General features: G+C 71.7%; 21 protein-coding genes. 2 read left to right on the top strand and 19 right to left on the bottom strand.

All coding sequences use genetic code 11. From position 1 onward, the window contains the following. Positions 1–29 precede the first annotated feature (29 nt). From ACGFNV_RS18305 to ACGFNV_RS18220, 18 genes are all read right to left on the bottom strand, one after another. A complete protein-coding gene (locus ACGFNV_RS18305; protein ID WP_393623624.1) occupies positions 30–1349 on the bottom strand; it encodes an aminotransferase class I/II-fold pyridoxal phosphate-dependent enzyme in 1320 nt (439 codons plus the stop codon). A gap of 114 nt (positions 1350–1463) precedes the next feature. Beyond that, a complete protein-coding gene (locus ACGFNV_RS18300; RefSeq protein ID WP_393623622.1) occupies positions 1464–2690 on the bottom strand; it encodes an MFS transporter in 1227 nt (408 codons plus the stop codon). 447 nt (positions 2691–3137) lie between these two features. After that, complete coding sequence (locus ACGFNV_RS18295; RefSeq protein ID WP_393623621.1) at positions 3138–4124, bottom strand: glycosyltransferase family 9 protein; 987 nt, start codon at positions 4122–4124, stop codon at positions 3138–3140. Next, positions 4121–5539, bottom strand: a complete 1419-nt coding sequence (gene rfaE2 / locus ACGFNV_RS18290; protein WP_393623619.1) for a D-glycero-beta-D-manno-heptose 1-phosphate adenylyltransferase — start codon at positions 5537–5539, stop codon at positions 4121–4123. The genes ACGFNV_RS18295 and rfaE2 overlap by 4 nt, the downstream gene beginning before the upstream one ends. Next, on the bottom strand, positions 5536–6153 hold the full coding sequence (locus ACGFNV_RS18285; protein WP_393623618.1) for an SIS domain-containing protein: 618 nt from the start codon (positions 6151–6153) through the stop codon (positions 5536–5538). Before ACGFNV_RS18285 ends, rfaE2 begins: the two co-directional genes overlap by 4 nt. 142 nt (positions 6154–6295) lie before the next feature. Then, a complete protein-coding gene (locus ACGFNV_RS18280; RefSeq protein ID WP_393623616.1) occupies positions 6296–7564 on the bottom strand; it encodes a glycosyltransferase in 1269 nt (422 codons plus the stop codon). Further along, positions 7561–8529, bottom strand: coding sequence for a glycosyltransferase (locus ACGFNV_RS18275; RefSeq protein ID WP_393623614.1), 969 nt, complete (start codon positions 8527–8529; stop codon positions 7561–7563). Before ACGFNV_RS18275 ends, ACGFNV_RS18280 begins: the two co-directional genes overlap by 4 nt. Before the next feature lie 51 nt (positions 8530–8580). Continuing rightward, a complete protein-coding gene (locus ACGFNV_RS18270; protein ID WP_393623612.1) occupies positions 8581–9723 on the bottom strand; it encodes a glycosyltransferase family 9 protein in 1143 nt (380 codons plus the stop codon). Next, on the bottom strand, positions 9720–10280 hold the full coding sequence (locus tag ACGFNV_RS18265; RefSeq protein WP_393623610.1) for a D-glycero-alpha-D-manno-heptose-1,7-bisphosphate 7-phosphatase: 561 nt from the start codon (positions 10278–10280) through the stop codon (positions 9720–9722). The genes ACGFNV_RS18270 and ACGFNV_RS18265 overlap by 4 nt, the downstream gene beginning before the upstream one ends. A 111-nt stretch (positions 10281–10391) precedes the next feature. Then, positions 10392–11408, bottom strand: coding sequence for a glycosyltransferase family 2 protein (locus ACGFNV_RS18260; RefSeq protein ID WP_393623609.1), 1017 nt, complete (start codon positions 11406–11408; stop codon positions 10392–10394). Continuing rightward, positions 11405–13066 (bottom strand): carbamoyltransferase, encoded by a 1662-nt coding sequence (locus ACGFNV_RS18255; protein WP_393623608.1) that lies wholly within the window; start codon positions 13064–13066, stop codon positions 11405–11407. Before ACGFNV_RS18255 ends, ACGFNV_RS18260 begins: the two co-directional genes overlap by 4 nt. Positions 13067–13104: 38 nt before the next feature. Next, complete coding sequence (locus tag ACGFNV_RS18250) at positions 13105–14067, bottom strand: UDP-glucuronic acid decarboxylase family protein (RefSeq protein ID WP_393623606.1); 963 nt, start codon at positions 14065–14067, stop codon at positions 13105–13107. 261 nt (positions 14068–14328) lie between these two features. Further along, a complete protein-coding gene (locus ACGFNV_RS18245; RefSeq protein WP_393623604.1) occupies positions 14329–15384 on the bottom strand; it encodes a tartrate dehydrogenase in 1056 nt (351 codons plus the stop codon). 69 nt (positions 15385–15453) lie between these two features. Beyond that, positions 15454–16335 (bottom strand): LysR family transcriptional regulator, encoded by an 882-nt coding sequence (locus ACGFNV_RS18240; RefSeq protein ID WP_393623603.1) that lies wholly within the window; start codon positions 16333–16335, stop codon positions 15454–15456. A 508-nt stretch (positions 16336–16843) separates the two neighbouring features. Further along, positions 16844–17365 (bottom strand): hypothetical protein, encoded by a 522-nt coding sequence (locus ACGFNV_RS18235; protein WP_393623601.1) that lies wholly within the window; start codon positions 17363–17365, stop codon positions 16844–16846. A 197-nt stretch (positions 17366–17562) separates the two neighbouring features. Next, complete coding sequence (locus tag ACGFNV_RS18230; protein WP_393623599.1) at positions 17563–19917, bottom strand: hypothetical protein; 2355 nt, start codon at positions 19915–19917, stop codon at positions 17563–17565. Between the two features lie 20 nt (positions 19918–19937). Further along, complete coding sequence (locus ACGFNV_RS18225; RefSeq protein ID WP_393623597.1) at positions 19938–20369, bottom strand: hypothetical protein; 432 nt, start codon at positions 20367–20369, stop codon at positions 19938–19940. Between the two features lie 61 nt (positions 20370–20430). Continuing rightward, on the bottom strand, positions 20431–21123 hold the full coding sequence (locus tag ACGFNV_RS18220; RefSeq protein WP_393623596.1) for a hypothetical protein: 693 nt from the start codon (positions 21121–21123) through the stop codon (positions 20431–20433). Positions 21124–21324: 201 nt separating this feature from the next. Between ACGFNV_RS18220 and ACGFNV_RS18215 the strand changes: the two genes are divergently transcribed. Next, the gene (locus tag ACGFNV_RS18215) at positions 21325–21756 is read left to right on the top strand and encodes a hypothetical protein (protein WP_393623594.1); all 432 of its coding nucleotides are present in this window, start codon (positions 21325–21327) and stop codon (positions 21754–21756) included. 423 nt (positions 21757–22179) lie between these two features. Here ACGFNV_RS18215 and ACGFNV_RS18210 read toward each other — a convergent pair whose 3' ends face one another. After that, a complete protein-coding gene (locus ACGFNV_RS18210; RefSeq protein WP_393623592.1) occupies positions 22180–23604 on the bottom strand; it encodes a non-reducing end alpha-L-arabinofuranosidase family hydrolase in 1425 nt (474 codons plus the stop codon). An 836-nt stretch (positions 23605–24440) separates the two neighbouring features. Between ACGFNV_RS18210 and ACGFNV_RS18205 the strand changes: the two genes are divergently transcribed. After that, positions 24441–25877: an endo-1,4-beta-xylanase gene (locus tag ACGFNV_RS18205; RefSeq protein WP_393623590.1), complete on the top strand. Its 1437-nt coding sequence runs from the start codon at positions 24441–24443 to the stop codon at positions 25875–25877. Positions 25878–26224: the final 347 nt, after the last annotated feature.

Raw genomic sequence — 26224 nt, 5'->3', positions numbered from 1 at the left:
GGGCTCCTTGACGGGAGAAGGGGGCACGGTCATCGATTCGCTGCGCGCAATTCCGTCAGGACGGCGGCGAGTTCGGTTGCGAACGCCTCCGCCTGCGATGCGGTGACGGTGGAGCTGGTGATCCGGATGGCACCCGGGTGGGTGGACGGATCGCGTACGAAGAGGTGGCCGGACCGCACGGCCCAGCCCCGACGCGCCAGGGCTTCGACCGCCGACCGGCCGTCGACGTCGAGTTCGACCCACACGTTCAGCCCGTCGGGCCGGTCGGGGACCTCGATGCCATGGGCGTGCAGCCGCTCGACGAGCAGGCCGCTGCGGTGTGCGTATGCCTCGCGGGCCCGCTCGTGGAGTTCCTGCACTCCGGGGTCGAGCAGCAGTTCGCGGGCGATGTGCTGCAACAGGCGGCTGACCCAGGTGGTGCCGGCGCTCAGCCGTGCCTCCAGGCGCACGGTGGTCTCGGCGTCGGCCGCGACCAGGGCGAGACGCAGGTCCGGGCCGAGGAACTTGGACAGGGAGCGCACCAGCGCCCAGCGTGCGGTGGTCGGAGGGGTGATCCGGTGGTACGGCCGTGCGGACACCGCCGAGAAGTGGTCGTCCTCGATCACCAGGACCTGGGGATGGTCCGTGAGGATCGCGCGCAGCTCGGCCGCACGTTCCTCGGTGAGGCTCGCGCCGGTCGGGTTGTGGGCGCGGGGCGTGCAGACGACCGCGCGGGCACCGTCCTCGAGGGCGGCGCGCAGCGCGTCGGGACGCATGCCTGCGCCGTCGACCGGGACCGGTGCCGACCGGTAGCCGTTCAGCCGCAGTGTGCCGATGCTCGCCAGGAAGCAGGGGTCCTCGATCGCCACCGTGTCGCCGCGGGCGAGGTGGGCGTTCAGGAGTCGTTCGGTGGCGTCGACCGCTCCGTGCGCCACCAACGTGCGGAACGGCTGCTCGATGTCCTCGGCGAAGTCGGCGGAGGCCCAGTCGCTCAGCCCCGCGTCGACGGCGGGCGTGCCGTACAGGGGCGGGCGGTAGTGGCCCCGGCGGGACGCGGCGAGGAGATCGGGCAGCAGGTCCGGATCGGGGTTGCCGCCGGCCAGGTCGATCAGGTCGCCACCGACGTCCGCGCCCTCGCGGGCGAGCTGCGGCACCGCCGCGATCACCGTGCCACCGCGGCCCCGGGTCTCGGCCACCCCGGCCTCGACCAGCCGCCGGTACGCCAGGGCGACGGTGTTCCGGTTCACTCCCAGCTCGGCGGCGAGCGCCCGCACCGACGGCAGCACCGCCCGCGGCGCCAGTTCACCCGCGGCGACCTGGTCCCGCACACTGCCCGCGATCTCGGCCGCGGTCGTCCCGCTGATGCGCACGCGATCACCTCCGCGGCCACCCTAACATTTTGTCCTATGCCAAAAGTGGGAGCCGTCACGGGCGGGCCTCGACGTCCACGCCAGGCTGCCGTGGGCCGAGTCCCGTCAGCCGGGTCAGGCCGAGCGTTGGGCGGGGATGAGGACGACGGGAGACGGCTGGGTCGTGGCCCGGTGCCGGACGGCCCCCGCGGCCAGTCCGCCGATGATGATCAGACCGCCGGTCACCAGAGCCCCGCGGGCACCCGCCCATTCGAGCAGGAGGCCGAGCAGCGGCGGCCCCGCCAGCCCCCAGCCGGTACTCGCGCTGCGCCAGACGCCGAGGACCCTGCCGCGCAGGTGAGGCGGCGGATCGGTCTGCAGCACCGTGGCGCCGGCCGTGTCCGAGACCGACTCCAGCACGGCCATGGGCAGGACCAGGACCAGGAGCATCACCAGCGTGCCGGACAGGCCGGCGGCCACCTGGAGGAGAGCGCCCGCCGCGGCGAGGGCGGCGACCAGACGCACGGACGGGCTACGCAGCCGCCCGGCGACGACCGCGCCGGCGATTCCACCGACGGCCAGGACGGTGGACACCACGCCGTACGCCTCGGAGCCGCCGTGCAGCGGTCCGGTCACCAGGACAGCGAGGGTCAGCGTGTAGTTGCGGCCGAAGACCGAGCTCAGCGCGGTGATCGCGGTGAGCGCGACCAGTCGGGGCCTGCGCAGGAAGAACGCCAGACCGCCCGGTTCCCCCGCCGGATCCTCCTTGGGTGCCTGAGCCTGCTCCTCGGGTGCCTGAGCCTGCTTGTCGGGTACAGGGGCGGGCCGCAGGAAGGGGATCACGGCGGCGACGGCGAGGAAGGACAAGCCGTCGGCCACATAGGCCGTGGCACTGCCGAACAGGCCCACGACCACGGCGGCGGACGCGGTCCCGGCGAACCGGCCGACGCTGTGCACCGCGGAGCCCAGGGCGATGGCGGACGGCAGGTCCTTCGGCGGGACCAGGTCGTTGCCCAGCAGAGCGGTCGCCGGGCCGTCGACCGTGGCGACCAGCCCGGTGACGGCGGCCAGCACCAGCAGACCGCCCGTACTGAGCTGGTCGAGGGCCACCATCGCCGCGGTGACGAAGGCCACCAGGGCCAGCACCGTCTGGCTCACCAGCGCGGTGCGCTTGCGCGGCCAGGCGTCGACGGCCGCGCCTCCGGCGACTCCGAGCAGGAGGCCGGGGGCGGCCTGGACCGCCAGCGACAGGCCCGTCGCGGCGGCCGAGCCGGTGATCTGCAACACCAGCAGGTTCTGCACGGTCAGCTGCATCCAGGTACCGGTGTTCGACAACAGGTTGGCGGCCGACCACCAGCGCATGCTGGGGTACCTCAGACAACGCCACGCGACGCGGTCACCGCGGCTGCCGAAGCGGGTTCGCAAACGGGTGCGGGCGCGCGGGCCGGCGACGGGCAGTGTGGATTCAGGGGAAAGTGACACGTCAGAGCGCTTCGTGAAGCCCCAGCGGGGCGAGGTACGGGCACAGGGGGCAGCAACCCGAACAGGGGCGGAACACGCGTCGTTCGGGTGCCGGGCCCTCGCTGCTCGCGATGCCGCGCTCGACGATGAGGCAGGCCGGGCCCTCGGGCCGAGCCATCCTCACAGACGGTCACCCCGATACGGAATCTCCCCTTCCGGCCCTACCGCCCCGGAGGGGCCCCTTCCCCCCTGTTCACCTGGCCTTACACCGCCATGGTGGACTTCCTCACAGGCCTCGCCGCGGCAAGATCACGACCACCGCGGTCCAAGAACCGATGACGCCGACGGTCATCGCAGCCGCCCGGCGACGGCCGGCCGGTCGCGCCCGAGCCTCGGCAGCCGGTGCACCGCGTCGATGACTTCCGCGGTCGTGATGCGCAGCAGCCGCTCGTCGGTCCGGTCTCCATGGGCGTCACCGGGGCGGGCCGCGCCCCCGGGGTCGCCGTGCCACAGCACGCGATGCCGGGGATCGGCGGGCGGCCCCCACAGCCGGGGGGCGACCGGCCCGAACAGCACCACGGACGGTGTCCCGAGGGCGGTGGCGAGATGGGCGAGTCCGGTGTCGCCGACCACGACCGCGCGGGCACCGGCGACGAGGGCGGCGAGTTCCTCGAACGGCACGTCGGCCCGTCCCCCGAGGACCGACGAGGGCGGCAGCCCGGCGTGCCGCGCGACCAGGCGGGCGAGGGCCCCCTCGCCCGCGCCCGCCGTGACGACCACCTGGTGTCCCGCCGCGCGCAGTGCGTTCGCGACCGCTCCGAAGCGCTCCGCGGGCCAGCGGCGGGCGGCGGCGTCCGCGCCGGGGTGGACCACCGTCGCCCCCGGAAGGGGCGACGGGCGATCGGGCACCGGGAGGTGCAGATCAGTGGGATCGGCGGCGATTCCGTACCAGTCCAGCAGCCGGCACCAGCGGTCCCGTTCGTGCTCGTCCGCCTGCCAGGCCGGCCCGTCCGGTTGCGCGTACGCCAGCAGCCCGGCGGGGTTCAGCGCCCGCAGCGGATCCCGGCTGAGCGGGCCGTTGCCGTGCAGGTCCACGGCGAGGTCGGGCGGCGGCCAGGGCCAGTCGATCCGGGCGGGCACCGCGCGGCCGGGCGCCTCGGCGGGCAGCAGCCGGTCCACGGCCCCGGTCGCGGCGACCGCGTCCGCCAGCCGCGCGGGTGCCACCAGTACGGTCTCGTGCTCCGGGAAGGCCCGGCGCAGCGCACGCAACGCGGGCACGGCGGTCAGCAGATCGCCGAGGCCCAGTGCGCGCAGCACCACCAGCCGTCCGGTCATCGTGGGGGTTCCGGCTCGGGTTCCGGCTTCCTGTTCCGGCCTCGGGAGAGGGCCGCGCGGTGGGCGAGTTCGGTGGTGGAGCGGCCGTCGAGGTAGGGCAGGACGACGGCCTGGCCGCCCCACTCCCGCAGGGCGGCGGCTTCCGGGAGCGTGTCGGCGGTGTAGTCGCCGCCCTTGACCCAGACGTGGGGGCGCAGTTCGCGCAGCAGGGCCTCCGGGGTGTCCTCGTCGAACACCGCGACGGCGTCCACACAGCCCAGCCCGCCGAGGATGCGCCTACGGTCCGCCTCGGGTGTCAGCGGGCGGCCCGGCCCCTTGAGCCGGGCGACCGAACTGTCGGAGTTGAGACACACGATGAGGCAGTCACCGATCCGGCGGGCGCCCTCCAGCAGGCCGACGTGCCCGGCGTGGAGCAGGTCGAAGCAACCGCCGGTGGCCACCACCGTCCCGCCCCGCGCCCGGACCCGCTCGGCGAGGGCGAAGGGATCCGCGGGCCGGGTCGGCGGTACGGCGGGCGCCTCGGAGGGGGTCTGCCAGAGCGCGTGGTCACCCGCCCCGGCCCCGGCGACGAACGCGGTGGCCTCGGCGACGGCCCGCTGCACGGCCTCCTCGGGCAGCGCGCCGTCGGCAAACGCCCTCGCTGCGGTCGCGGCGAAGCAGTCGCCCGCACCGCACGGGTCGCCGTCGGCGCGGTAGGGGGCGGGCACGAGCATCGGGCTGTCGTTGCCCGCACGGGTCAGCATCGCGCCGTGCTCACCCAGGGTCACGGCGACGGCCGCCACCTGCCAGCGGTCCGCGAGACGGGTGCCCCGCAGGGCGTGCGCGTGCAGCGAGTCGTCGCCGACGCGCGTCATGGCGTACGCCTCCGCCCCGCTGGGTGTGACCAGCCGCGCGCCGTGCACGGGTGCCTCGCCGCGCGGATGCGGGTCCCACACCAGTGGCAGCCGCCGCGCCGCCCGCGTCAGGTGCCGCCGTACGGCGGTGGCGGTGCCCCGGCCGTAGTCGGCGACCAGGACGGCGCCCGCGCCGTCGAGGACGTCCCGTACCGTCTCGTCGGGTTCGCCGGGTGTGCCGCCGCCGTCGTCCACCCGCACGAGAGGGCGCCCGCCGACCCGTACCCGGGTCTTGACGGGGAGGGTCCCGTCCAGTGCCAGTTCGACCAGCCGGACCCGGGAACGCAGCGCGTCCCGCACCGTACGGCTGGCCGGGTCGTCGCCGAGCGCGGTGACCAGGACGACCTCACGGCCCTCCCGCGCGGCCAGCGCCGCGGCGAGCCCCGCGCCGCCGGGGCGGCAGCGGTCGCGGACGACGTCCACCACCGGAACCGGGGCGTCCGGGGCCAGCCGGGTCGTCTCCCCGTCGATGTCACGGTCCAGCAGCGCGTCCCCCACCACGACCACCGGCTTCCCTGTCATGTGACCGCCCTCCGTACGGTCGCGGTGAGGCGCTCCGGCGCGGGGCACTCGGTGTCGAACGCCTCGCAGAGCAGGTGCACCGCGACGAGGTGGGCCTCCTGGACGGTGGCGGTGTCGGCCGAGTCGACGCACAGGGCGTCGTGGGCGCGGACCGCCAGTGGATTGGGGCGGGGCCCGGTGATGGCCCACACCAGCAGACCGACGGCCTGGCCGGTGTCGGCGGCGGCCAGCACATTGGGGCTGCGTCCGGACGTCGACAGCAGGACGAGTACGTCGCCGGGGCGCCCGTGGGCGGCGACCTGGCGGGAGTACAGCTCCTCGAAGCCGTAGTCGTTGGCGATGGCGGTGACGCTGGAGGTCTCGGCGTGCAGGGCGATCGCGGAGTACGCGGGGCGTTCGTCGTGGTAGCGGCCGACGAGTTCGGCGGTGAGGTGCTGTGCCTGGGCGGCGCTGCCGCCGTTGCCCGCGGCCAGCAGTCTGCCGCCGGCGGGCAGGACGGCGGCGAGGTGCCGGCCCCAGTCCGTGATCCGGCCGAGTTCCTGGCGGCCGAGGCCGTCGAGTGCGTCCTGCAGTGACCGGCAGTGCTGCCGGGCCGCGTGGTGGGGATCGGGCATGGTGGTCGGCTCCGGTCCGCGAGGACCGGGTCCTCCCTCCTTTCCACGGGGGTGCGACTCCACGGGGTGGGACTTCACGGAGTGCGACGATTCGGCACCGCGTCGGTCTGCGGCGGAAGCGGTCGAGGCCGTCCCGGGCCGGTCAGGCCACTCCCAGGGCTGCGGGCCGCCGTAGCAGCACCTGGCGGTAGACGTCCTCGGTGGCCTTCGCGATCCGGTTCCAGCCGTAGTGGGCGAGCACCCGGCGCCGTCCGGCCGCACCGCAGGCAGTGGCCCGCGCGGGGTGGGTGAGCAGGTCGGTGATCGCCTCGCCCAGCGCGTCCGGGTCGCCGGGTGGGACCAGCCGGCCGGTCGCGGGGTCGTCGATGGTGTCGAGGTGGCCGCCGACGGCACTGGCGACCACCGGCGTGCCGGAGCCCATGGCCTCCAGCGGCACGATCCCGAAGGGCTCGTAGTCCGCCGGGCAGAGCACGACGTCCGCGGCCCGCAACAATGCCGGTATCTCCTCGGGGGGCAGTCCCCCGGTCAGCCGCACCCGGTCCGCGACCCCGGCCCGTGCGGCGAGGGCTCGTAGCCGCCGCGCCTCCGGGTCCTCGTCGAGCCGGTCGGCGGGCGGGCCCCCGACGACGACCAGTTCGGCGTCGGGAACACCGGCCAGCGCCTCGATGGAGACGGCCGTTCCCTTGCGGGGCACCAGACGGCCGATCTGGAGCAGCTGCCGTGCGGCGCCGCGGGGTGCGGCGGGTCCGTGCGGGGTGAAGCGTGCGGGGTCGACGCCGCAGGGCACCACGGCGGCCTTGGCGCGCGGGATGCCCATCGCGGAGAGCTCGCGGACCTCGTCGTGACAGGTGGCGATGATCCGGTCACAGCTCAGCCCGACCCGTGTCTCGATGGTGATCCGCTCCGGGGGGCTGGTGTCGTCGTCCTTCTGGTGCCGCCGCTTGACCGTGCCGAGGGCGTGGTAGGTCTGCACGAACGGCAGGCCGAGCTCCCGGGTGGCGCACAGCGAGGCGTAGCCGGACATCCAGAAGTGGGCGTGCACGAGATCCGGCGGTGCCTGCACCCATACGTCGCCCAGGAACCTGCCGAACTGCGGCATGTGTGTGAGCAGTTCGTCCTTCGGGATCCGCCGGGCGGGCCCGGCGGGCACATGTCTGATCTCGACCCCGGGACGCATCAGGACGCGCCCGGGCAGGTCCGGCGCGTCCTGCCGGGTGTACACGGTGACCCGGTGACCGCGATCGGCGAGCGCTCCGGCGAGGTGGGCCACATGGACGTTCTGGCCGCCCGCGTCGACACCGCCGAGAACGGCGAGCGGGCTGGCGTGCTCCGAGACGAGCGCGATGTCGAGCGCGTCGGTTTCGTACGCGCGGCCCGTCAGGTCGGTCCCTTCGGGGGGCATGGGCGTCATCCGTGGGTCACCTCTTCCATCACGCGTTCCCAGTCGTCCAGGAAGCGCTTGAGTCCATGGCGTTCGAGCGCGGCCCGGCGGGCGCGCGCTCCGTCCTCGGCCGCCGCCTGTGGTTCCTCCCGGTAGTGGCGGGCGGCCGCGGCCAGGACCTCCGGCCGGGTCGAGAGCACCCCCGCTCCCGGCGGGACCGCCTCGATCACTTCGGTGGTGGCAAGGGCAACGACGGGCATCCCGAGATGCATCGCCTCCAGCAGGGACAGCCCGAGCGAGGTCCAGCGCACCGGGTGCAGGTACAGCCGTCGCTCGGCCATGGCATCGTGCAGGTCGCGCTGCGGGAGGTCCGCGGTCCGGCAGCGGTCCGGGGGCAGCCCGAGGTGTCCGGCCAGGCCCTCGGTGCGCATGCCGAACACATCGAGGGGGGCAGCCTCGGCCAGGGCGGGCAGCAGGTCCGTGCCGGTGAAGCGGCCCCGGCGGACCGGCTCGTTGACGACGACGGCGGCCCGGTCCAGCCGGCCGGTGTAGCGGTGGCCGGGATCGACGACACCATGCTCGATCACCGCGGTACGGGTGCCGCCGTTGTCCCAGAAGAGCCGGTTGAAGTGCGTGACGTGCACCAGCAGGAGGTCGTCGCGGTCCGCGCAGGGATGCCGCGTGTTCGGGACGTCGCCGTCGGGGGCGTTGTGTTCGAGGTACACGGCGGGCACGTCCCGCCCGGGCCGACGCCCGCCGAGCCAGTTCTCGGCGAGGGCCGCCTCGTGGGGCCGCTGGAGTACGACCAGGTCGACCGGCGCGTCCCGTAGCTGAGTCGGCGTCACCTCTCGTACGGAGTCCGGCCAGGCGAACGTCCTCGCCCGGCCCAGCCCGTCAGGACCCCGCTCCGGCAGGACCGGCACCAGGTAGGTGTGCGGGCCCTGGACGAACGCGGTGGTCCAGGAACCGTGCACATGCCACACCAGGATTTTCACGGGGCTCACCTCCGGAGGTCGCGGGAGTCGGGGACGGTCGGGGGGCGGTGGTCAGGGGGTCGGGGGCTCGGTGGCCGGGGGGCCGGTGGTCGGGGGGCCGGTGGTCGGGGGGCCGGTAGTAGGAGCCTCCGTGGTCAGGGGCTCGGTGGTCGGGGGCTCGGTCGTCAGGAGGTCGCCGTGCGCGTCCGCGGTCAGGGAGGCGACCGCCGCGAGCACCTCGTCGTCGGTCACCGAGTCGAGGCAGGGGTGTCCCACGGTCGGACAGAGCCTGGCCCTGCTGCCGGCGCACGGCGTGTCGTGCCGTCCGAGCAGCACGCTGCGGACCCCGTACGGCGCCCAGCGCTCGGCCGGTACGACGGGGGCGAAGAGGCAGACGACGGGTGTGCCGACCGCCGCCGCGAGATGGCAGGGGCCGGTGTTGCCGACCACGACGGCCCGCGCCCGCGCGAGCACTCCGGCCAGTTCCGCGAGCGTGGTCCGGCCGCCCAGGTCCAGGGCGTGGCGGTCCGCGACCGAGTCGGTGAGTTCCTTCTCGCCGGGCCCGCCCGTGACGACGACGCGGTGTCCCGCCGCGGCCAGGGCGGCCACCGCACGCGCCGCCCGGCCTGGTGTCCAGGCGCGGGCCGGCACCGCCGCGCCGGGATGCACGACGACGTACGGCGCGGCCCCGGTGAGCGGTGTGGTGTCCGGCGGGGCGGTGATGCGCAGCCGTCCGTCGTCGCCCGGCGGCAACGGGTGCCCGGCGGCCTCGGCGAGGTCCAGCGCGGCCTCGGTCTCGTGCCGGTGGGGTGCCCGGTGATGGCGCAGGTCCAGCAGCGAGCCCGGATAGTGCTCGCTGTCGGCGGCCACCCACGGCACACCGGCCGCCTTGAGCAGCAGGGCCATGGGCAGCGGGCTCTGGTGGAAGGAGGCCAGCACCAGCGCCCGGTCGAAACGGCGCCCGGCGAGCACCTCGGCCACCGCGTCCAGTTCTCCCCGGCGTACCGGTGGCGGGTCGAACCCCACCCAGGGGGCGTCGTAGACCAGCACCTCATCCACTCCGGGCAGCAGCCGCGCGGCCCGTTCTCCGAGGGGCCCGCACAGCATCGCCGTGTGGGCGGACCCGGCGGCCACGGCCCGCACCGCAGGGCCTGCCAGCAGCACGTCGCCCCCGCTGTCCAGACGGACCACGAGGGTGCGCGGCTCGGGGCTCATCGGACTCCTCCCGCCCCAGGCGCCCGCCCCAGCGCCTCGAGCACCGCGGCGCGCAGGTCGTGAGCGGTCTCGGTGGCGGCCCCGACTTCCGCCGGAAGCGTCACTGGCGTGGGGACGAGGACACCCCGGGCACCGGCGGCAGCGGCCGCGGCCATGTCCGATCCGATGTCACCGATGACGACGGTGCGCCGCGGGTCCACGCCGAGCCTGCCGCAGGCGGCGACGACCAGCCCCGGAGCGGGTTTGCGGCAACGGCAGCCGTCCTCCGGTCCGTGGGGGCACACCGCCCACACCCCGAACGGCCCGAGCAGGGTCTCCACCCGCAGACGGACCGCGTCGACCTGGGCACGCGTCAGCAGGCCCCTCGTCACGCCCGACTGATTGCTGACGACCCCGACCGACACGCCCGCGGAGCGGACGGCGTCCACGGCGGCCCGCGCTCCCGGCATCGGCCGGACCGCATCGGGGTCCCCGTTGTAGGGCACGTCCTCGATGAGCGTGCCGTCACGGTCGAACAGCACCGCCTCCGGAAGCGCCGGGTCGCGGCGCGCCGACACGGGCCCCCGGCCCTCGCCGGACAACCATGGGCCGGACAACCAAGCGCCGGACACCGCACCGGACTTCACACCGGGCGTCTCACGCACGACTGGCCGTCGCATACCGTCCGTTCACCCCCTCACCCCGGCCACCGCCGATCGGTGAGCGGCCGTGGTCAGCCCCCGTACGCGGTGGTAGGCGGCGACCGGTGGGATCAGAACGCTGGTCAGGACCATGGCGCTGATCTCGTCCGCCGTACGGGGTCCGGGCCGGACCCGGGCGACCGCGAACTCGGCGGTCCCGGCGAGCCAGAGGGCCGCGCAGGCGGACGCGGCGCGTGGCCGTCGTGCCGCGGCGCAGAGGAGAGCGGCGGTGGCGGCGGCCGTCACCGCCAGATGGCGGGGCAGCCGGCCGCGCGGGGCCCCGGCGCGCTCCCACCAGTCCCGGCCGTGCAGCCGGTTCATGAGGACGTCGTCCGCGTTGCCCGCCTGGGCACGCACGGAGACCCAGCGGTCGCAGGGCCGTACCGGGTGGGTGGTGCGCCGGTTCCCGAGCGTCAGTCGCCACCCGCGGTCCAGGACCCGCAGGGCAAGGTCGGCGTCTTCCCGGAAGGCGCGCGGGAAGCGTTCGTCGAAGCCGCCGGTGTCCTCCAGCACGGCCCGCCGGTACGCCATGTCCGCGGTGATCCACCGGGCCGTGGCCAGCCCCGCTGTCACGCGCTCCCAGTCGGTGGGCCTGCGGTGCCGGGGCAGCGGGACCTCGATCCGCCCCTGGACACCGGCGGTGCGGGATCCGGCCTCCGCCAGGTCGGCGGCGAGGTCTACGGCCCAGGTCGGCCCGGGCACCACGTCGTCGTCCAGGAACGCGATCCACGGCTCCCGGGCCGCCTGCCAGCCGGCGTTGCGCGCCGCCGCCGGTCCGCGCCCGCCGACCCGGACGACCTCGACGAGCCCGTCGAGCTCGCCGGGGACTTTGGCAGGCAGGGGCGTCGGGTCGTCCGGCCTCCGGTCGTCGACGAGCACGATCCGCCGGGGACGCGGCCCCTCGCATCCGGCCAGGGCAGCCAGCAGGACGGTCAGGCTGGGGCGGCCGAGCGTCGGGATCACCACCGCGTACGCCGGGTCGGGCGGGGGCCGGTGCGCGCTCATCGGCCGCTCCCGCGTCCATCGGCGAAGAGGGCGCCGCGGCGGACGACGAAGGGCCCGAGGGCCAGCAGATCGACCGGGGTGGAGCCGAAGCACTCCAGGGCGTCGCGCGGATCGTCGACCATCGGCCGGCCGGCGGTGTTCAGGCTGGTGTTGACGACGACGGGCAGGCCGGTCAGCTCCTCGAAGACACCGAGCATCCGGGCGACCAGCGGCTCCTGCACGGGGTCCACGGTCTGGATGCGGGCCGTGCCGTCCACGTGCACCACGGCCGGTATCCGCTCCCGCCATCGCTGCGCGACGTCGTGCACGAAGAGCATGTACGGGCTGGGCAGCGGACCGTCGAAGATCTCGGCCGCCCGATGAGCGAGCACCATCGGCGCCACCGGCCGGAACTGCTCACGGCCCTTGACGTCGTTGAGCCGTTCCAGATTGCCCGCGTGCCCCGGGTGAGCCAGCAGCGAACGGTGTCCGAGGGCCCTCGGACCGTACTCGGACCGGCCCTGGAACCAGGCCACGATCGCGTCGTCGGCGAGCGCCCGGGCGACCGTGGCGGCCAGGTCCGGCGGTCGCTCGAACGGCACCGCCGCCGTCTTGAGCCACCCTTCCAGCTCCGCGTCCGACCAGCAGCGCCCGAGGTCCGCCCCCGGCATCGGCGCGAGCTCGTCCCCGCCGTGCGCGGCCAGCAGGAGGGCCCCGCCCAGGGCGGTACCGGCGTCACCGGCGGCGGGCTGCACCCACACCCGCCGGAACGGTCCCTCCCGGGCGATACGCGCGTTGGCGACGCAGTTGAGCGCCACACCACCGGCCATGGTCAGTACCTCGTCGTGGGTGCGGCCGTGCAGCCAGCGCACCAGGTCGAGCAACGTCTCCTCCAGGCACGCCTGCGCGCTCGCGGCCAGGTCCGCGTGCTGCCGCGACCACTGCTGCCCGGGGCGCAGCGGAGGGCACAGCTCGGACCAGGGCACTCCGGTGGCCAGGAAACCGCCGTCACCGGTCGGACGGATGTAGGAGCGCAGCTCGGCGAGGAGGCGCGGCCTGCCGTACGAGGCCAGCGCCATCACCTTGTACTCGTCGCAGGAGCGCAGGAAGCCGAGATGTTCGGTGAGCTCCTCGTAGGCGAGCCCCAGGGAGTGCGGCAACCGCTGCGCGTACAGCGGTTCCAGTCGGTCGCCGGTCCGGCGTGCGGCGAGGTGGGAGGCGGATTCCCCGCGGCCGTCCAGGACCAGCGCGGAGGACGGCTCGGCGTCCGGTGCCGCGAACGCGCCGGAGGCGGCGTGTGCCATGTGGTGCGGGACGAACCGGACGATGTCCGGGTCCAGTCCCGGCAACGCCGTGCTCAGGAACGAGGGGGCTTCGCGGGCGTAGGTCAGGCGCAGATGGTCCCAGGGGTCGTCCAGGCCCATCTCCCCCGCGGGCCGGGCGAGGGCGGGATCGAAGGAGTACGCCACGGCGTCCAGGTCCTGCGGCCGCAGTCCCGCCTCGGCGAGGCACCAGGCGGCGGCCTTTTCCGGAAGTTCCCAGGCGGCGAACGGTACGGGGCGCTTGCCGTGCTTGCGCCGGGAGAAGCGCTCCTCCTCGGCCGCGGCAACCGTGTGCCCGTCGATGACCAGCGCTGCGGCGGGGTCGTGGAAGAGGGCGTTGATTCCGAGTACGCGCATGTGCGAGGCCCTTCGACGGAGGTCGGGCGCCGGGTGGGTCAGGCGTCGTGGCGCGCGCGGAACCAGGCGATGGTCCGCGCGAGCCCCTCGCCCGCGTCCACCCGGGGCTCCCACTGGAGCTTGCCGCGGGCGAGGGTGAGGTCGGGGCAGCGCACGGCGGGGTCGTCGGTGGGCCGGTCGACGAAGCGGATCTCGGAGGACGAGCCGGTGAGCGTGATGATCGTGCGGGCCAGTTCGAGCATGGTGATCTCGGCCTGGTTGCCCAGGTTGACCGGCCCGCGCAGATCCGAGGCCGCCATGGCCAGAATGCCCCGTACGGTGTCGTCGACGTAGGCCAGGGACCGGGTCTGCTGCCCGTCTCCGGTGACGGTGAGCGGCTCCCCGGCCAGCGCCTGCCGGATGAACGTCGGTACCGCCCTGCCGTCGTAGCCCCGCATCCGCGGACCGTAGGTGTTGAACAGCCGCACGATGCCGGCGTCGGTCCCGTGCGCGTTCGCCTCCGCCACGGTGAGCGCCTCCGCGAAGCGCTTGGCCTCGTCGTACACGCTGCGTGGCCCGACGGGATTGACGTTGCCCCAGTACCGCTCGTTCTGCGGGTGCTGCTGCGGATCGCCGTACACCTCGGAGGTGGAGGCGAGAACGAAGCGCGAGCCGTCCCGGCGGGCGAGGGCCAAGGCGTTGCGGGTGCCCAGGCTGCCCGTCTCCAGCGTGTGCAGGGGCAGCCGTAGATAGTCGGCGGGAGACGCCGGCGAGGCGAAGTGCAGGACCAGGTCCACCGGCCGGTCCACCTCGAAGGGCTCGGTGACGTCCGCGTTCAGGAAGGTGAACCCGGACCGCCCGGCGAGGTGCGCGACGTTCTCGACCGTGCCCGTGGAGAGGTCGTCGACACATGTCACGGTGGCGCCTGCCGCCACCAGCGCGGTGCACAGATGAGAGCCGACGAAGCCGGCACCGCCCGTGACGACAGCGTGTCTTCCCGTGAAACCGGCGGTGGGACTCATGAGCTGTCCTCCGTGTTCCGTGGAAGGCAGGGCGAAGGGCGCAGTGAGGTGTTCTGTTGCCGAGATAAAGTCAAGAACGCTCAGCTGCGTTTCGCCCCCGGGGTCGGCCGTTCGAGTGAACGACGCTGAGCGAAACCTGTGATCAGGGCCGTGCTCTCGCTCGTGTCGTACGGCCGGATGCGGGGGCCTGGAGTGCGGGGGACCCGGAGCCTGGAGATGTCGGGCCGGCGCGGGGCGAGCGAACCGCGTGCCGCGGCTGGTTCAGAGAAGTTCGAGGAGTTTCTGGGTGAATTCCTCAGTGGTCGCCGTACCGCCCAGGTCGGGGGTGCGGACGTCCGACTCGGCGAGCACGGCGACGATCGCGCTGTCGACGTCCCGGGCGGCCTCGGGGTGACCGAGGTGGTCCAGCATCAGGGCCGCCGAGCCGATCGCGCCCAGCGGGTTGGCGATGCCCCGTCCCGCGATGTCGGGGGCGGAGCCGTGCACCGGCTCGAACATCGACGGGTGGGTCCGCTCGGGATTGAGGCTCGCGGAGGGGGCGATGCCGATCGAACCGGCCACGGCGGCCGCGAGGTCGCTGAGGATGTCGCCGAAGAGGTTGGAGGCGACGACCACGTCGAAGCGGGCCGGGTCGAGCACGAACTTGGCGGCCAGCGCGTCGATGTGCTCCTGGTCCCAGGTGACGCCGGGGTGCTCGGCGGCGCGCTCGGCGATCAGCTCGTCCCAGAACGGCATGGTGTGGATGATGCCGTTGGACTTGGTGGCCGAGGTCAGCCTGCCGCGGCGGCGGGCGGCGAGCGAGAAGGCGTAGTCGGCGATCCGGGTGACCCCGGCCCGGGTGAACACCGCTTCCTGGACGGCCAGTTCCTCGGGCGTGCCCCGGTTCAGCCGGCCGCCGATCTCGCTGTACTCGCCCTCGACGTTCTCCCGCACGACGACCAGGTCGACCTCGCCCGCGACGGCGACGCGCAGCGGGCTGTCCACGCCTTCGAAGACCCGGATCGGCCGCAGGTTGACGTACTGGCGGAACGTGCGGCGGATGGGGATCAGCAGGCCCCACAGGGAGACGTGGTCGGGGACGCCGGGGTAACCGACGGCGCCCAGCAGGATCGCGTCCGCCTCGCGCAGCCGGTCCAGGCCGTCGTCGGGCATCATCGCGCCCTCGCGCACGAAGCGTTCGCAGGACCAGTCGTAGGAGGTGTAGGAGAAGTGGATTCCGTGGCGGCGGCCGACGGCGTCCAGGACGCGCCGGGCGGGCGGGAGGACCTCGGTGCCGATGCCGTCACCGGGGATGAGGGCGATGCGGTGGTTCGTCATACGCCGATTGCAGCAGCGGGCCGGACAGCGCGTCCAAGACACAATCCCGATGTGCCTTATAAGGCTGCCTTATCGCGGTTCCGTCAACGCGCGGTCCAGGAAGGCCCTGGCCGCCGGGGACAGCGGGCCGCGGCGGCTGATCAACGCGATGCGCAGCTCGGCGTTCGGTTCCAGATCCAGCACCAGGGCGCCCGCCCGCTCCGCCGTCCGGCGCCAGGAGTCGGTGACCACCGCCAGCCCCACCCCCTCCAGCACCATCGGCAGCACCGACGCCCGGTGTTCCGTCTCGGCTGCGACGGCGAACTCGACACCGTGCTCGCGCAGTTCGTCCACATAGGCCCGCACGGCGGTGCCCCGCTGCACGATGATCAGCCGGTGCCCGGCCAGCTCCTCGCGGGCCACCGGCCTGCCCGGAGGGAACGGCCCGTCGGGCGGCGTCAGCAGCACCAGTCCCTGCACCCCCACGGGGTGGGACACCACCCCCCGCTCGGGCAGCGGGCCCGAGGTGGTGAGCAGCCCCAGCTCGCCCGCGCCGGCGCGCACCATGTCGGTCACGTCCTGCGGGGTGAAGGCGGCACGCACCCTCACCTGCACCCCGGGATGACGACCACCGAAGTCCCGGATCATGGAGGTGAGCGGTTCGACGGCCGGTGAGGGCATCGCGGCGATGTCGAGCCTGCCGGCCCGCAGCTCCTGCACGGCGTCGACGCTGGCCCGCGCGGTCTCCATGCCGCGTACGGCCGCACGGGCGGGCTCGATCAGTGCCCTTCCCGCCTCCGTGAGGACGGCCCGCTTGCCGATGCGGTGGAAGAGGTCGGCCGCCAGATCCCGCTCCAGCGAACGCACCGTCTGCGACAGCGCCGGCTGCGAGACGTACAGGGCCGCGGCCGCCCGGTTGAAACCGCCGTGATCCACGATCGCGAGGAAGTACTCGAGCTGCCGGATGTCCATGCGCCGATTCTCGCCGCCCGCCGGACCGCCTGGCGCGCGCGGGTCGGCGGTCCGGACCCACTCCCATGGCTGTGCACACCGATCCGGTCATGCCCTGGTTCACCAGTACTGTCTCTCAACTGATCCGGTAGGGCGAACCGCACGCCCCCCGGGGCGCCAGCGGTGGCCGGCAACCGCGATCAAGGCAAGACTCGAAGGCGGACCTGTGCTCACCGTCTTCGGCGGGGTACGCGCCGGCGCACGTGTCGCCCTGCCTCAGAGGGCACCCGCATGACCTTCAGCCCAAACCCCGAGCTGGAGCGGCTCGAAGCCGACGCCGAGGAGGGCCTCTCCACACCGCCGGTACGGGGAGCCGGGCCGGGTTGGATCGTGGGCGAGCGCGAGGTCGGCGCCCCCTGGAGACGAGGTCCGTGCACTGCTCGTCCGTGGCGGACCGCATACAGCAGACGGCCCCTCCTCCGGACAGGAAGGGCCCCCTGATCACGGTCCTTTCCACAGATGTCAGCGGCTACGCGGGATCCAGCACGGGCCGCGCGGGGAGCCCGCCGTTCTTCTCGCAGCGCAGTTCCTTGGCCATGGCCAGTGAGAAGGAGTGGGCCACGGTCGCGTAGGCGTCCTTCAACGCCTTGGTGTCGCCCTCGGGGTCCTTCGGCATGCCCCCGCGCATAACGCCGATCATGATGTGGGCTGCCGTCGACGAGCCGGCCAACTTGTCGCTTTTGCACGCGAACTGGAGGTAAGCCTTGTCCGCCGCCGTCACGGTGTCCTCCCCCATCTTCAGCACGGTGAACTTCGGGTCGGGGGTGCCCGACGGGGCACCGTCTACCCGCCTCCAGGTGATTCTGAGCTCGAAATCCGGCGTGCCGATGGGCGTGTAAACACGGCAGGCGTCCCCGCGATACACCGCGGGGTTCGAGAACGCCTCGACAAGGTCCGCCGCGGCCTGCGCGACGGTGTACTCCTGTGCCGACGCCTCGAAGCGCGACGACCCCGTGATCACCTTCAGCGCCTTGGACGCGTCGGCGGACATCGCATCGCCACCGCAGAGTTGTGTCCCCGCAACGACCTTGTAGTCCTTCGGAAGTCCGTCCTTGTCTCCGTCCCCTCCACAAGCGGTGGCCCCGAGAAACAACGACCCGGCCACGGCCGCGGAGAGGAGTCCCCTGCGTACCGAGCTACGACTGATCACTGTCCGCATCCTTACGTGTCCTCGGCCGTTCACCGGCCTCAACCGGTCTCCGGGTCGTTGCCCTGCTGGTTCTCCCGGTCGTTGCCGACCCCGTATCCGATCAGCATCGATTCGCGCAGGTCCTCTCCGAACGGGCTGTTGTCCACGCCGTTGTGCCGCAGGAAGTCCTCCATCGGGGCCTCGGCCATGCTCTCACCGGCGGAGTAAATCTTGGTCTTCTCCACCCTGTTGAGCTCCTCCACCTTCTCCTTGTGCTCATCCACCGAGTTGTCGGAGATGTCGCCGACCATCTGGCCCACGACCTGTTCGGCAAAACCACTGGCGGTGTCCGTCGCCAGCGGGATGAGCACCGCGGCCGTGCCCACGGCAGCGGTCGCGGGCAGGAAGGCGACGCCCGCCGCGATGCCCGCCGTGGCCCCGAACTCGACCCAGCCCGCCCGCTTGGCGACCGCCTTCTCGTAGTCCTCGTGGGTCTTGAGGTTCGTCGCCTCCACCTGGTCGGCCCGGGACTGGTCGAGCATGCCCTGCACCTCGGCGCCCACGCGCACGGTCGCCCTGGCCCTGGCCTCGACCTCCTCGGTGATCTTTCCGTCCGGGCCCACTGCCCCTTCCAGCGCGCTGCGGGTGTAGACCTGCTCCGCGGTCGAGACCGTCGCGTAGGCGTCCGGGTGCTGACCCAGAGTGCTGAGGAAGCCCCGGACGACGCTCCGCCCGTTCCCGTCGGCGGTGTCCGCGAAGTCGAGGTGCCCGTCCGGGTTCTTGCCCGGCGCGAACACGCTGTCCGGATCGTTCTTGGCCAACGCCCAGTTGATGTCGTCGATGTAGCCGGCGCCCATGGTGCCCAGGCTGTCGGCCATCGCCTCGTGGTGCTCCTTGAGCAGGCCAGGGTCCGCAGCGTACTTCTCCATGACCTTCTGCATGATCGCGGCGTTGTCCGCGTCCCGCACCACGCCGGCGTCCGGGTGCCCGGCCGGATAGCCGAGGGTCGCTGCCTCCAGGGCGTGGCCGAGAGCGTCGGGCATCTGGTCGAGCGACGCCTTGAGCTCCTTGTCGTCGAGCGAGTTGACGTCGCCGAAGGACTCCCACTTCTCGTTGCCGAAGAAGTCGAGGTAGTTGTCGATCGCCTGGCCGTCCTTGTCCTTTCCGAGGTCGGCCGTGGCACCGTGGTTGACCGTGCCGTCCTCGTTGTACGCGGTCGGCGGGTCGGCGAAGAACTTCTTGGCCGCTTCCGGACTGTTGCCGAGCGCTTCCAGCATGGCGGTGGCCGGGTCGTAACCGGCCCCGTTCACGCCGGAGGGGTTGAACGGGTTCTTGAACGGACTGTTCACCACCTTGTTCGCGGCGAACATGCCCGGGTCCTTCGCGTGCAGCTGCGCCACGTGTTCGGCGATCGGGTTGAGGAACTTCGCGTCGTAGTTCCCGTACCGCATGATCCCGCCGAGCAGCTGGTATCCGAACGGCCCGCCGTAGTCGTGCTTGGTCAGCGGAATGCGTTCCGTTCCCAACTTGCGCAGCTCCGGACCCCACTTGTCGGTGAATTCCTTGTCGTGGGAGGCGGTGGCCAGGTTGAGGCCGAGGTTCTTCTGGAGCTCCTGGACGTCCTTGAGACGTTCCGCGTCCACCTTGCCGTACTCGTACGTGTCCGTGGAGAGCTGGCCGAAGAACGCGAGCGACTTCTCGGGGCCGAGCTTCTCGTAGAAGCCCTTGGAGAACTCCACCGACGAACTGTTGTCCTTCAGCAGCTCGTTGAGCTGCTGAAGTTCCGTGTGTGTGATGTTCCGGCCCTTGGCCGCCAGGGCGGCGGCGCGGGCGGCCTCCTCCTGGTCCAGCTTCGTGTACGTCGGAGCGCTGAAGTCCTTGCGGTCGGTGACGTTGGCCTCGAGGGTGTTCTTGAGGGCGAGGTCGGTGTCGTTGCAGTTGTCGACGATGAGGTCGATCCTCTTCTGCCACGACTCGATGTTCCGCTTCTCCTGCTGCAGGAGCTCGCTGTAGTCGGGGTCGTGCCGCGCCGCGTGGCTCTCGGACAACGGCTTCCGCGCAGTGACCTTGCCCTTGCCGTCCACCTGGATGCCGGCCGCGGGCCCCTCGTGGTCCCGGATGTTGACCAGGTCGTCCTTGGCCTTCTTGATGGCCGCGTGACCCTCTTCCAGGATCTGCTGGACACCCTTGGCCTCGGCCGCGGCGTCCGCGAACTCCTTGGCCGTCTTACCGATGAACGCCTTGGTGACCCCTGCGTTGACGCCCTCCCAGGCCGCTTTTTCCGCCTTTGCCTTCATCCCGTCGGCGGCGTCCGTGGCAAGCTTGTCCAGCTTCCCCGCCATCTCCGACCAGTCGTCGGCGGCGGCCTTCAACTTCGCCACCGGGGCGTCGATGATGTCCTCGTACTTCAGCATGTTGCGCGCTCCCCCGAGCCTTATTTCATGTATTCCGTGAGCACGGATACCTGTGTCAGATCTCCCTTGATCTTCGCCTCGTCCTTGGCGTGCTGGGCCTTGCTGTAATCGAGGTGATTCGAAATCTGCGCGCAGGCGTCCAGCAGTGTCTTCAGGTGGGTCTGCCAGAAGTCATGCACCTTCAGCACGGCCGAACCGCTCACGAAGTTCCCGTTGGTCAGCGCCGTCGCCGCGTCGAACGTGGAGGAACGGGCCATGTCGCCCTCCTTCGTCAGCCGACCCAGCAGGTCATAAGCGTCATTGCCGATTGCGCCGAGGTCGTCCCGATTGACCACCAGGTCGCCCCCGCCACCACCACCTCCGCCGCCGTCGGCCGGAATGCTGTTGATCTGCATGGCAGTCCGCTTGGCCGCCGTCGCGCGCAGTTCGGCCCATTCTTGCTCGAACGTCACGAATTCCCCCAAGTCCATCCGGGCAGGCCACTCCACCGTACTCGCACGGCCACCGACCTGATCACCTGTCGCTTGTATCATCACCCGCCCACGGGTGGCGGGCAGTTGAGTCCCCGAAGCCCAGACGACAACGATCGAACCGCCCACGTTCCAGGAACTGGCACCTGGTCGGTCTCAGGGCACGGCAGCCGCCCAGTGCGTACGCGAGCACCTTGATGATCACTCCGCTGCGGGGGCGGGCAGGGACGCGGATCAAGGGGATGGTCAGGTCCTGCGGCGGAACCTCGTAGCTCAGCTGGGCCAAGCGCTGGGCGAGCGTCTCAAGGACGCCCACGGCCACGGCCTCGCCGGGGAAGCGGTGTCCGGCGCGGGGATCCGCGCCACCCTGGGGGATCAGGTCGTCCCGGCCGGGCGGGTGGTCGAGGAAGCGCTCCGGGCGGAAGGCGTACGGGTCCTTGAACAACCGCTCGTCGCGGTTCTGCCCATGGACGTCCAGCAGAACCAGCCCGCCGACCGGGACGCGGCGGCCGTGCTGCGCGGCGAAGGCCGCGAACCAGCTCAGCGCAGTGGTGGGCCGGATGACGTTGAGGAGTTCCACCGCCGCGATCCGGGGTGACAGCTCGGCGCCGGAAGCGTCGTGGTGGCCGCAGACGCGGTCCAGTACGGAACCGGTCATGTCGGCGTAGGTCACGGCGTTGAGTACCGTCGTCCCGGCGGCACCAGCGGCGCCTCCGCGCACCATGCTCTCCATCATGCTCGGCCGAGTCCTTTTTGCTTGTCAGCCGAACCACGCAGGGGCTCACGAGCGAAGACCGATCCGGCATGCCCTTCTGCGCCGGGCGCCCAGGGGGTGCGTTCCCTTGCTGGGGAGCCGCCGGGCGAGCGCTCCGTGTGCCGGTGGGACCAGCGGGGTACCCGCGCCCCGACCGTTTCACCGGGTGCTGGTGCGCTTGTTGTGAGCGATCAGGAACACCGCTCCAACCTCGACATGCTGATACGGCAGGCCGACCTGGAGAGCCGGCCGGACTTCACGCCGGGGCTGGGCATCACCGTCGGGGACGGAGTGCAGCGAGTCTTCCTGTGCGCGAGCCCCTACTTCGCCCTGGAACGCTGGCGTGCCGGGACGGCGGAGCCGTTGCGCCGGTCCTTCGCCACCGCACAGATTCTGTGCAACGTCGGCGCCCCGGTGCGGGTCCGGATCGGCACGTGGAGGGAGGAACTCGGCCGGGCGGAGACGCTCCTGCTGCCCGTGGCGTGCGGTGACGTCGAGATCACCGGGCCGGCCGACGTCCTGTTCGGCTACCTGCCCGACCTCGACCGCGATGTCCGCGGCCCGTTGCTCGCTGCGGGATACCCACTGCCGCTCCTTCAGCAGTTCATCCATTGATGTCCGTGGTCAGCACCAGCGCGCCCATCCGGCGGCTGCTCGCGGCCAAAGCCGAAACCACCGGAGCACGAACCTCGTCATTCACACCCGCACCGATACGGCTGTCGCCGCCGCGTTCGCCGCGGCCGCGTGAAGCGGGCAACGGCGTCGGCACCTTCGCTGCGCGCTCCGAAGGGCGCCAGAGCGCGCGCTCGCGCCTGCATGCGGGAGCCGACGAGCAGCGATGACGGCGGCGGGTGACATGCTCAACACCAGCCCGGACCGGCGGCTGGAGTCAACGCATAGAGCCTCCGACAGAGCGCCGTGTCCGGCTCGGCGCTCGTCAGCGGTTCGTCGGCTTCCTCGGCGCTGCTTCATGGAGGCAAAGGCGACGGCCGGCCCGCTCTGGGTGAGGCCGGCCGTCGGCGAGGTACCCAGGCCCGTTCAGCGCTGCAGGGTGAGGACGCCCGGCCGCCAAGGCAGTTGGTCGTAGGGGCCGCTCGCGGAGGGCGACTTGCCCTGGTAGAGGAGCTGCAGGTTGCAGGGGTCGATGGTCATGGTCTGGTCGGGGTTGTTGCGGACCAGGTCACCGTGGCTGATGTCGTTGGTCCAGCCCGCACCGCTGTTGGCTCTGCCGGCGAAGGGGTTGGACTCGGTGGCGGCCTGCGGGGTCCACGGCCCGTTCAGGCTGGAGGCCGTGAACGAGCGGAAGAAGCGCTGCTCCGTCGCACCCCGCGCCTCGACGATCATGAGGTACTGGTTCTGCCCCTGGACCTTGTACACCTGCGGCGCCTCGAACAGGTTCTTCACCGTGTCGCTCATGACCGTCGTGTACGACGAGCCGAAGTTGCCCGGGAAGTTCCCGATCGGCATGCTCGCCCGGTAGATCTTGCCGTTGTCACCGGCGAAGAACAGGTACATGTTCTGGTCGTCGGCGATCAGGGTCTGGTCGATCGGGGCGGCGCCCGGGATGCTGCCGGTGAACAGCGGCTGCGGCGCGGACCAGCCGTTGGGGTTGGTGGGGTCGCTCGACGTGCGGTAGATGAAGGGCCACTGGCCCCACTGGTAGGCCAGCACCCAGATGTTCTTGGGCGCGAAGTAGAACAGCGTGGGCGCCACCGCGGCCTGGTTCATGCCGGTCTGGCCGGCCGACGCCATGTCCGACCAGTTCGTGAAGGGGCGGAACATCATCGAGCCGTACGACGACCCCGACACGTTCGACCCGTAGACCAGGTGCTTTCCGTTGTACGTCACGGTGGTGAAGTCCTTCAGCGAGACCCACCCGTTCGCCGGCTGCGCCAGCGCACCCGTCGACGTCCACCGGTACGTCGACGGCAGAGAACACGTGCCGTCCCCCGGCGGGGTCGTCCCGGACAGGCCGGTCCACTTCTGGTTGCTGCCCCCGTTGCACGTCCAGATCTGCGCCGCCGTGCCGTTGACCGTACCGGAGCCGTTAACCTCCAGGCACAGCCCGGACTCCACGCCGACGACCGTGCCGTCGGAGTTCACCCGCCACTGCTGGTTCGCACCGCCGGAGCAGGTCCAGATCTGCACCCGGGTACCGGCCGTCGTGGCGTGGCCCGGAACATCCAGGCACTTGTTGCCGTACACGGTGAGCTGGTTGCTGTCCGTCAACGTCCACTGCTGGTTGGTCCCGCCCCAGCAGTCATAGATCTGCAGATACGTGCCGTCGGTCTGGCTGGCGCCCGGCACATCGAGACACCGGCCGGAACCAACACCGCGCAAGGCGCCGCTGGAAGCCGCCTGAGCCGGGGCGGCGACAAGTATCGCCGCCAGCGCCGCCAGGGCCGCAACCACGGCGGCGAGCACCACAGACGGATGCCTGCGGCTGGTACTTCCTCTGCGCATGGATACTCCCTAGACCTTGAGCAGGCGGTTCCGGTTGGCCTCGTCAGAGGCCGGCCGGACTGTCGGCGTGGTGCGGTGTGCAGCAGTCCGTGAGCACCACGGCGGACGGCGACAACTGGCGGGGCCATGACATGCGAATCCATGGCATACGGATGCGGCATGGTCCTTGCGATTGCGACTTCACGCGGTGGGTGCCCGGCACGGCCCTACCGTGCGGTGGAGCGGCTCAGAATGTTCGTCATGTCGAACACAAGTCAAGGTGTCGAGCAACCCGAATCATAGAGAACCGGTGAACGGCGTCAATACCTCTCGCATGTATCGCCATCAACGCCGAAACATTCGCACCACCGCAGCCGACCAGCGGCCACGCCGTCAAATGGCTGGCTCGTAAGCGGCCGAAATTTCCGCACGCCGCCGACACCAGCATCGGGGGCCACCGTCCGCTTGCCGGGTGACCGAAAGTTTCGTCCTCCAATCGGAAATTTCTTCGGCGGAGAGTATTGACGATCCACGGTCACGCCTCAATCATCCCTGTCTGGGCAATCCATGCTGCACGGCAGGTCAGCGACCAGCTGCACGGCAGACCCGCGCACCACATCACCTGCGCCACCCCGTTCCGTTCCGGTGAGGTTCGCACCAGCGCATCCTGGCTCTTCCCGCAGTTGGAGACGTATGTGATGCCGTGTGACGGTCCCCGGCTGAGCCGCGATGGAGTACCCCATGCCTGTGTCGAGACGTAGAACACGCCCGCCGCCCGCCGCCCGCCGTACGTCTGCCGGACGACGCGATCCCCTGCGCTTCAGTCGATCAGCGATTTCTACCTCGGAGGCACAGTCATGAGCTGGTATGCCCTTCCCAGATCCGTTACCCGCCGGAAGATCCACGGCCTGCTGCTGGCGCTGGCCGTCGGCGTCCTCGGTGCGGTCACCGCACTGGCCGCACCGCCGACCGCACACGCCGCCGAGAACACGCTTGGCGCCGCGGCGGCACAGAGCGGCCGCTACTTCGGCACCGCCATCGCCTCGGGCAGGCTGGGCGACTCGGCGTACACCTCGATCGCGAACCGTGAGTTCAACATGGTGACGCCCGAGAACGAGATGAAGATCGACGCCACCGAGCCGCAGCGGGGCCAGTTCAACTTCACCGCCGGTGACCGCGTCTACAACTGGGCCGTGCAGAACGGCAAGAAGGTCCGCGGACACACCCTGGCCTGGCACTCCCAGCAGCCCGGCTGGATGCAGAGCCTCAGCGGCAGCAGCCTGCGCCAGGCGATGATCGACCACATCAACGGCGTGATGAACCACTACAAGGGCAAGATCGCCCAGTGGGACGTCGTGAACGAGGCCTTCGCCGACGGCAACTCGGGCGCCCGGCGCGACTCCAACCTGCAGCGCACCGGCAACGACTGGATCGAGGTCGCCTTCCGCACCGCGCGCGCCGCCGACCCCGCCGCCAAGCTCTGCTACAACGACTACAACACCGACAACTGGACCTGGGCCAAGACCCAGGCCGTGTACAACATGGTCAAGGACTTCAAGCAGCGCGGCGTACCGATCGACTGCGTCGGCTTCCAGTCGCACTTCAACAACGACAGCCCGTACAACAGCAACTACCGCACCACGTTGCAGAGTTTCGCCGCTCTCGGCGTCGACGTGGCCGTCACCGAGCTCGACATCCAGGGCGCCTCGCCCACGACGTACGCCAACGTGGTGAACGACTGCCTGGCCGTCTCGCGCTGCCTCGGCGTCACCGTCTGGGGCGTGCGCGACACCGACTCCTGGCGGTCGGAGCAGACACCGCTGCTGTTCAACGGCGACGGCAGCAAGAAGCCCGCCTACACCTCCGTCCTCAACGCGCTCAACGGCGGCACCACCACGCCTCCTCCGTCGGGCGGCGGCGGACAGATCAAGGGTGTCGGTTCGGGCCGCTGCGTGGACGTTCCCAACTCCAGCCAGACCGACGGCACCCAGGTCCAGCTGTGGGACTGCAACAACGCCACCAACCAGCAGTGGACGTCCACCAGCGCCGGTGAGCTCAGGGTCTACGGCAACAAGTGCCTGGACGCCGCCGGCACCGGCAACGGCGCCAAGGTCCAGATCTACAGCTGCTGGGGCGGCGCCAACCAGCAGTGGCGCCTCAACTCCGACGGATCCATCGTCGGTGTGCAGTCCGGTCTCTGCCTCGACGCCGTCGGGAACGGTACCGCGAACGGCACCCAGCTCCAGCTCTACTCCTGCTCGAACGGCAACAACCAGCGCTGGACCCGTACCTGAGGGGGCCTGCCACAAACGAAGGGGGAAGCCGCGACAGCCCACGGTGCGGCTTCCCCCGCCTCTCCGCAAGGACACCGTTGATGGTCCCGGGTCGCCGTGGCGGAGAGTCCGTCCTGCTCAGGGCTGAGCAGACTGCGGCAACCAGCTCACCCGGAGATCCGCCCTCGCTCGCTTCGGACACCGGCTCGCACCCGGCTGCCGCCATCCCGGAGTGCGGGTGCGCGTCGTCTTCCCCCGACCAGGACGTGCCGGCTGGCGCTTGACCCGCGCTATGTGATGCGGGACAACCGCGCAGGTGAGACATGTGGCAGGAACCTGCATCATGCTCCACGCAATGGACCTGCGGA

Origin of the sequence: Streptomyces sp. NPDC048751 (assembly GCF_043198595.1) — a bacterium.
In the GTDB taxonomy this organism is placed as follows: Bacteria; Actinomycetota; Actinomycetes; order Streptomycetales; family Streptomycetaceae; genus Streptomyces.
Note: the sequence above shows the minus strand (reverse complement) of the source record. Positions and strands in the feature narration are given on the sequence as shown.

Excerpts from the sequence above, each read along its gene's own strand:
- ACGFNV_RS18300 (WP_393623622.1), bottom strand. The coding sequence starts at position 2,690 with ATGCGCTGGTGGTCGGCCGCCAACCTGTTGTCGAACACCGGTACCTGG.
- ACGFNV_RS18250 (WP_393623606.1), bottom strand. The coding sequence starts at position 14,067 with ATGAGTCCCACCGCCGGTTTCACGGGAAGACACGCTGTCGTCACGGGC.
- ACGFNV_RS18285 (WP_393623618.1), bottom strand. The coding sequence starts at position 6,153 with ATGCCCGATCCCCACCACGCGGCCCGGCAGCACTGCCGGTCACTGCAG.
- ACGFNV_RS18230 (WP_393623599.1), bottom strand. The coding sequence starts at position 19,917 with ATGCTGAAGTACGAGGACATCATCGACGCCCCGGTGGCGAAGTTGAAG.
- ACGFNV_RS18295 (WP_393623621.1), bottom strand. The coding sequence starts at position 4,124 with ATGACCGGACGGCTGGTGGTGCTGCGCGCACTGGGCCTCGGCGATCTG.
- ACGFNV_RS18270 (WP_393623612.1), bottom strand. The coding sequence starts at position 9,723 with ATGAGCCCCGAGCCGCGCACCCTCGTGGTCCGTCTGGACAGCGGGGGC.
- ACGFNV_RS18220 (WP_393623596.1), bottom strand. The coding sequence starts at position 21,123 with ATGATGGAGAGCATGGTGCGCGGAGGCGCCGCTGGTGCCGCCGGGACG.
- ACGFNV_RS18240 (WP_393623603.1), bottom strand. The coding sequence starts at position 16,335 with ATGGACATCCGGCAGCTCGAGTACTTCCTCGCGATCGTGGATCACGGC.
- ACGFNV_RS18255 (WP_393623608.1), bottom strand. The coding sequence starts at position 13,066 with ATGCGCGTACTCGGAATCAACGCCCTCTTCCACGACCCCGCCGCAGCG.
- ACGFNV_RS18205 (WP_393623590.1), top strand. The coding sequence starts at position 24,441 with ATGAGCTGGTATGCCCTTCCCAGATCCGTTACCCGCCGGAAGATCCAC.
- ACGFNV_RS18280 (WP_393623616.1), bottom strand. The coding sequence starts at position 7,564 with ATGACGCCCATGCCCCCCGAAGGGACCGACCTGACGGGCCGCGCGTAC.
- ACGFNV_RS18210 (WP_393623592.1), bottom strand. The coding sequence starts at position 23,604 with ATGCGCAGAGGAAGTACCAGCCGCAGGCATCCGTCTGTGGTGCTCGCC.
- rfaE2 (WP_393623619.1), bottom strand. The coding sequence starts at position 5,539 with ATGACAGGGAAGCCGGTGGTCGTGGTGGGGGACGCGCTGCTGGACCGT.
- ACGFNV_RS18260 (WP_393623609.1), bottom strand. The coding sequence starts at position 11,408 with ATGAGCGCGCACCGGCCCCCGCCCGACCCGGCGTACGCGGTGGTGATC.
- ACGFNV_RS18245 (WP_393623604.1), bottom strand. The coding sequence starts at position 15,384 with ATGACGAACCACCGCATCGCCCTCATCCCCGGTGACGGCATCGGCACC.
- ACGFNV_RS18235 (WP_393623601.1), bottom strand. The coding sequence starts at position 17,365 with ATGTCCGCCGACGCGTCCAAGGCGCTGAAGGTGATCACGGGGTCGTCG.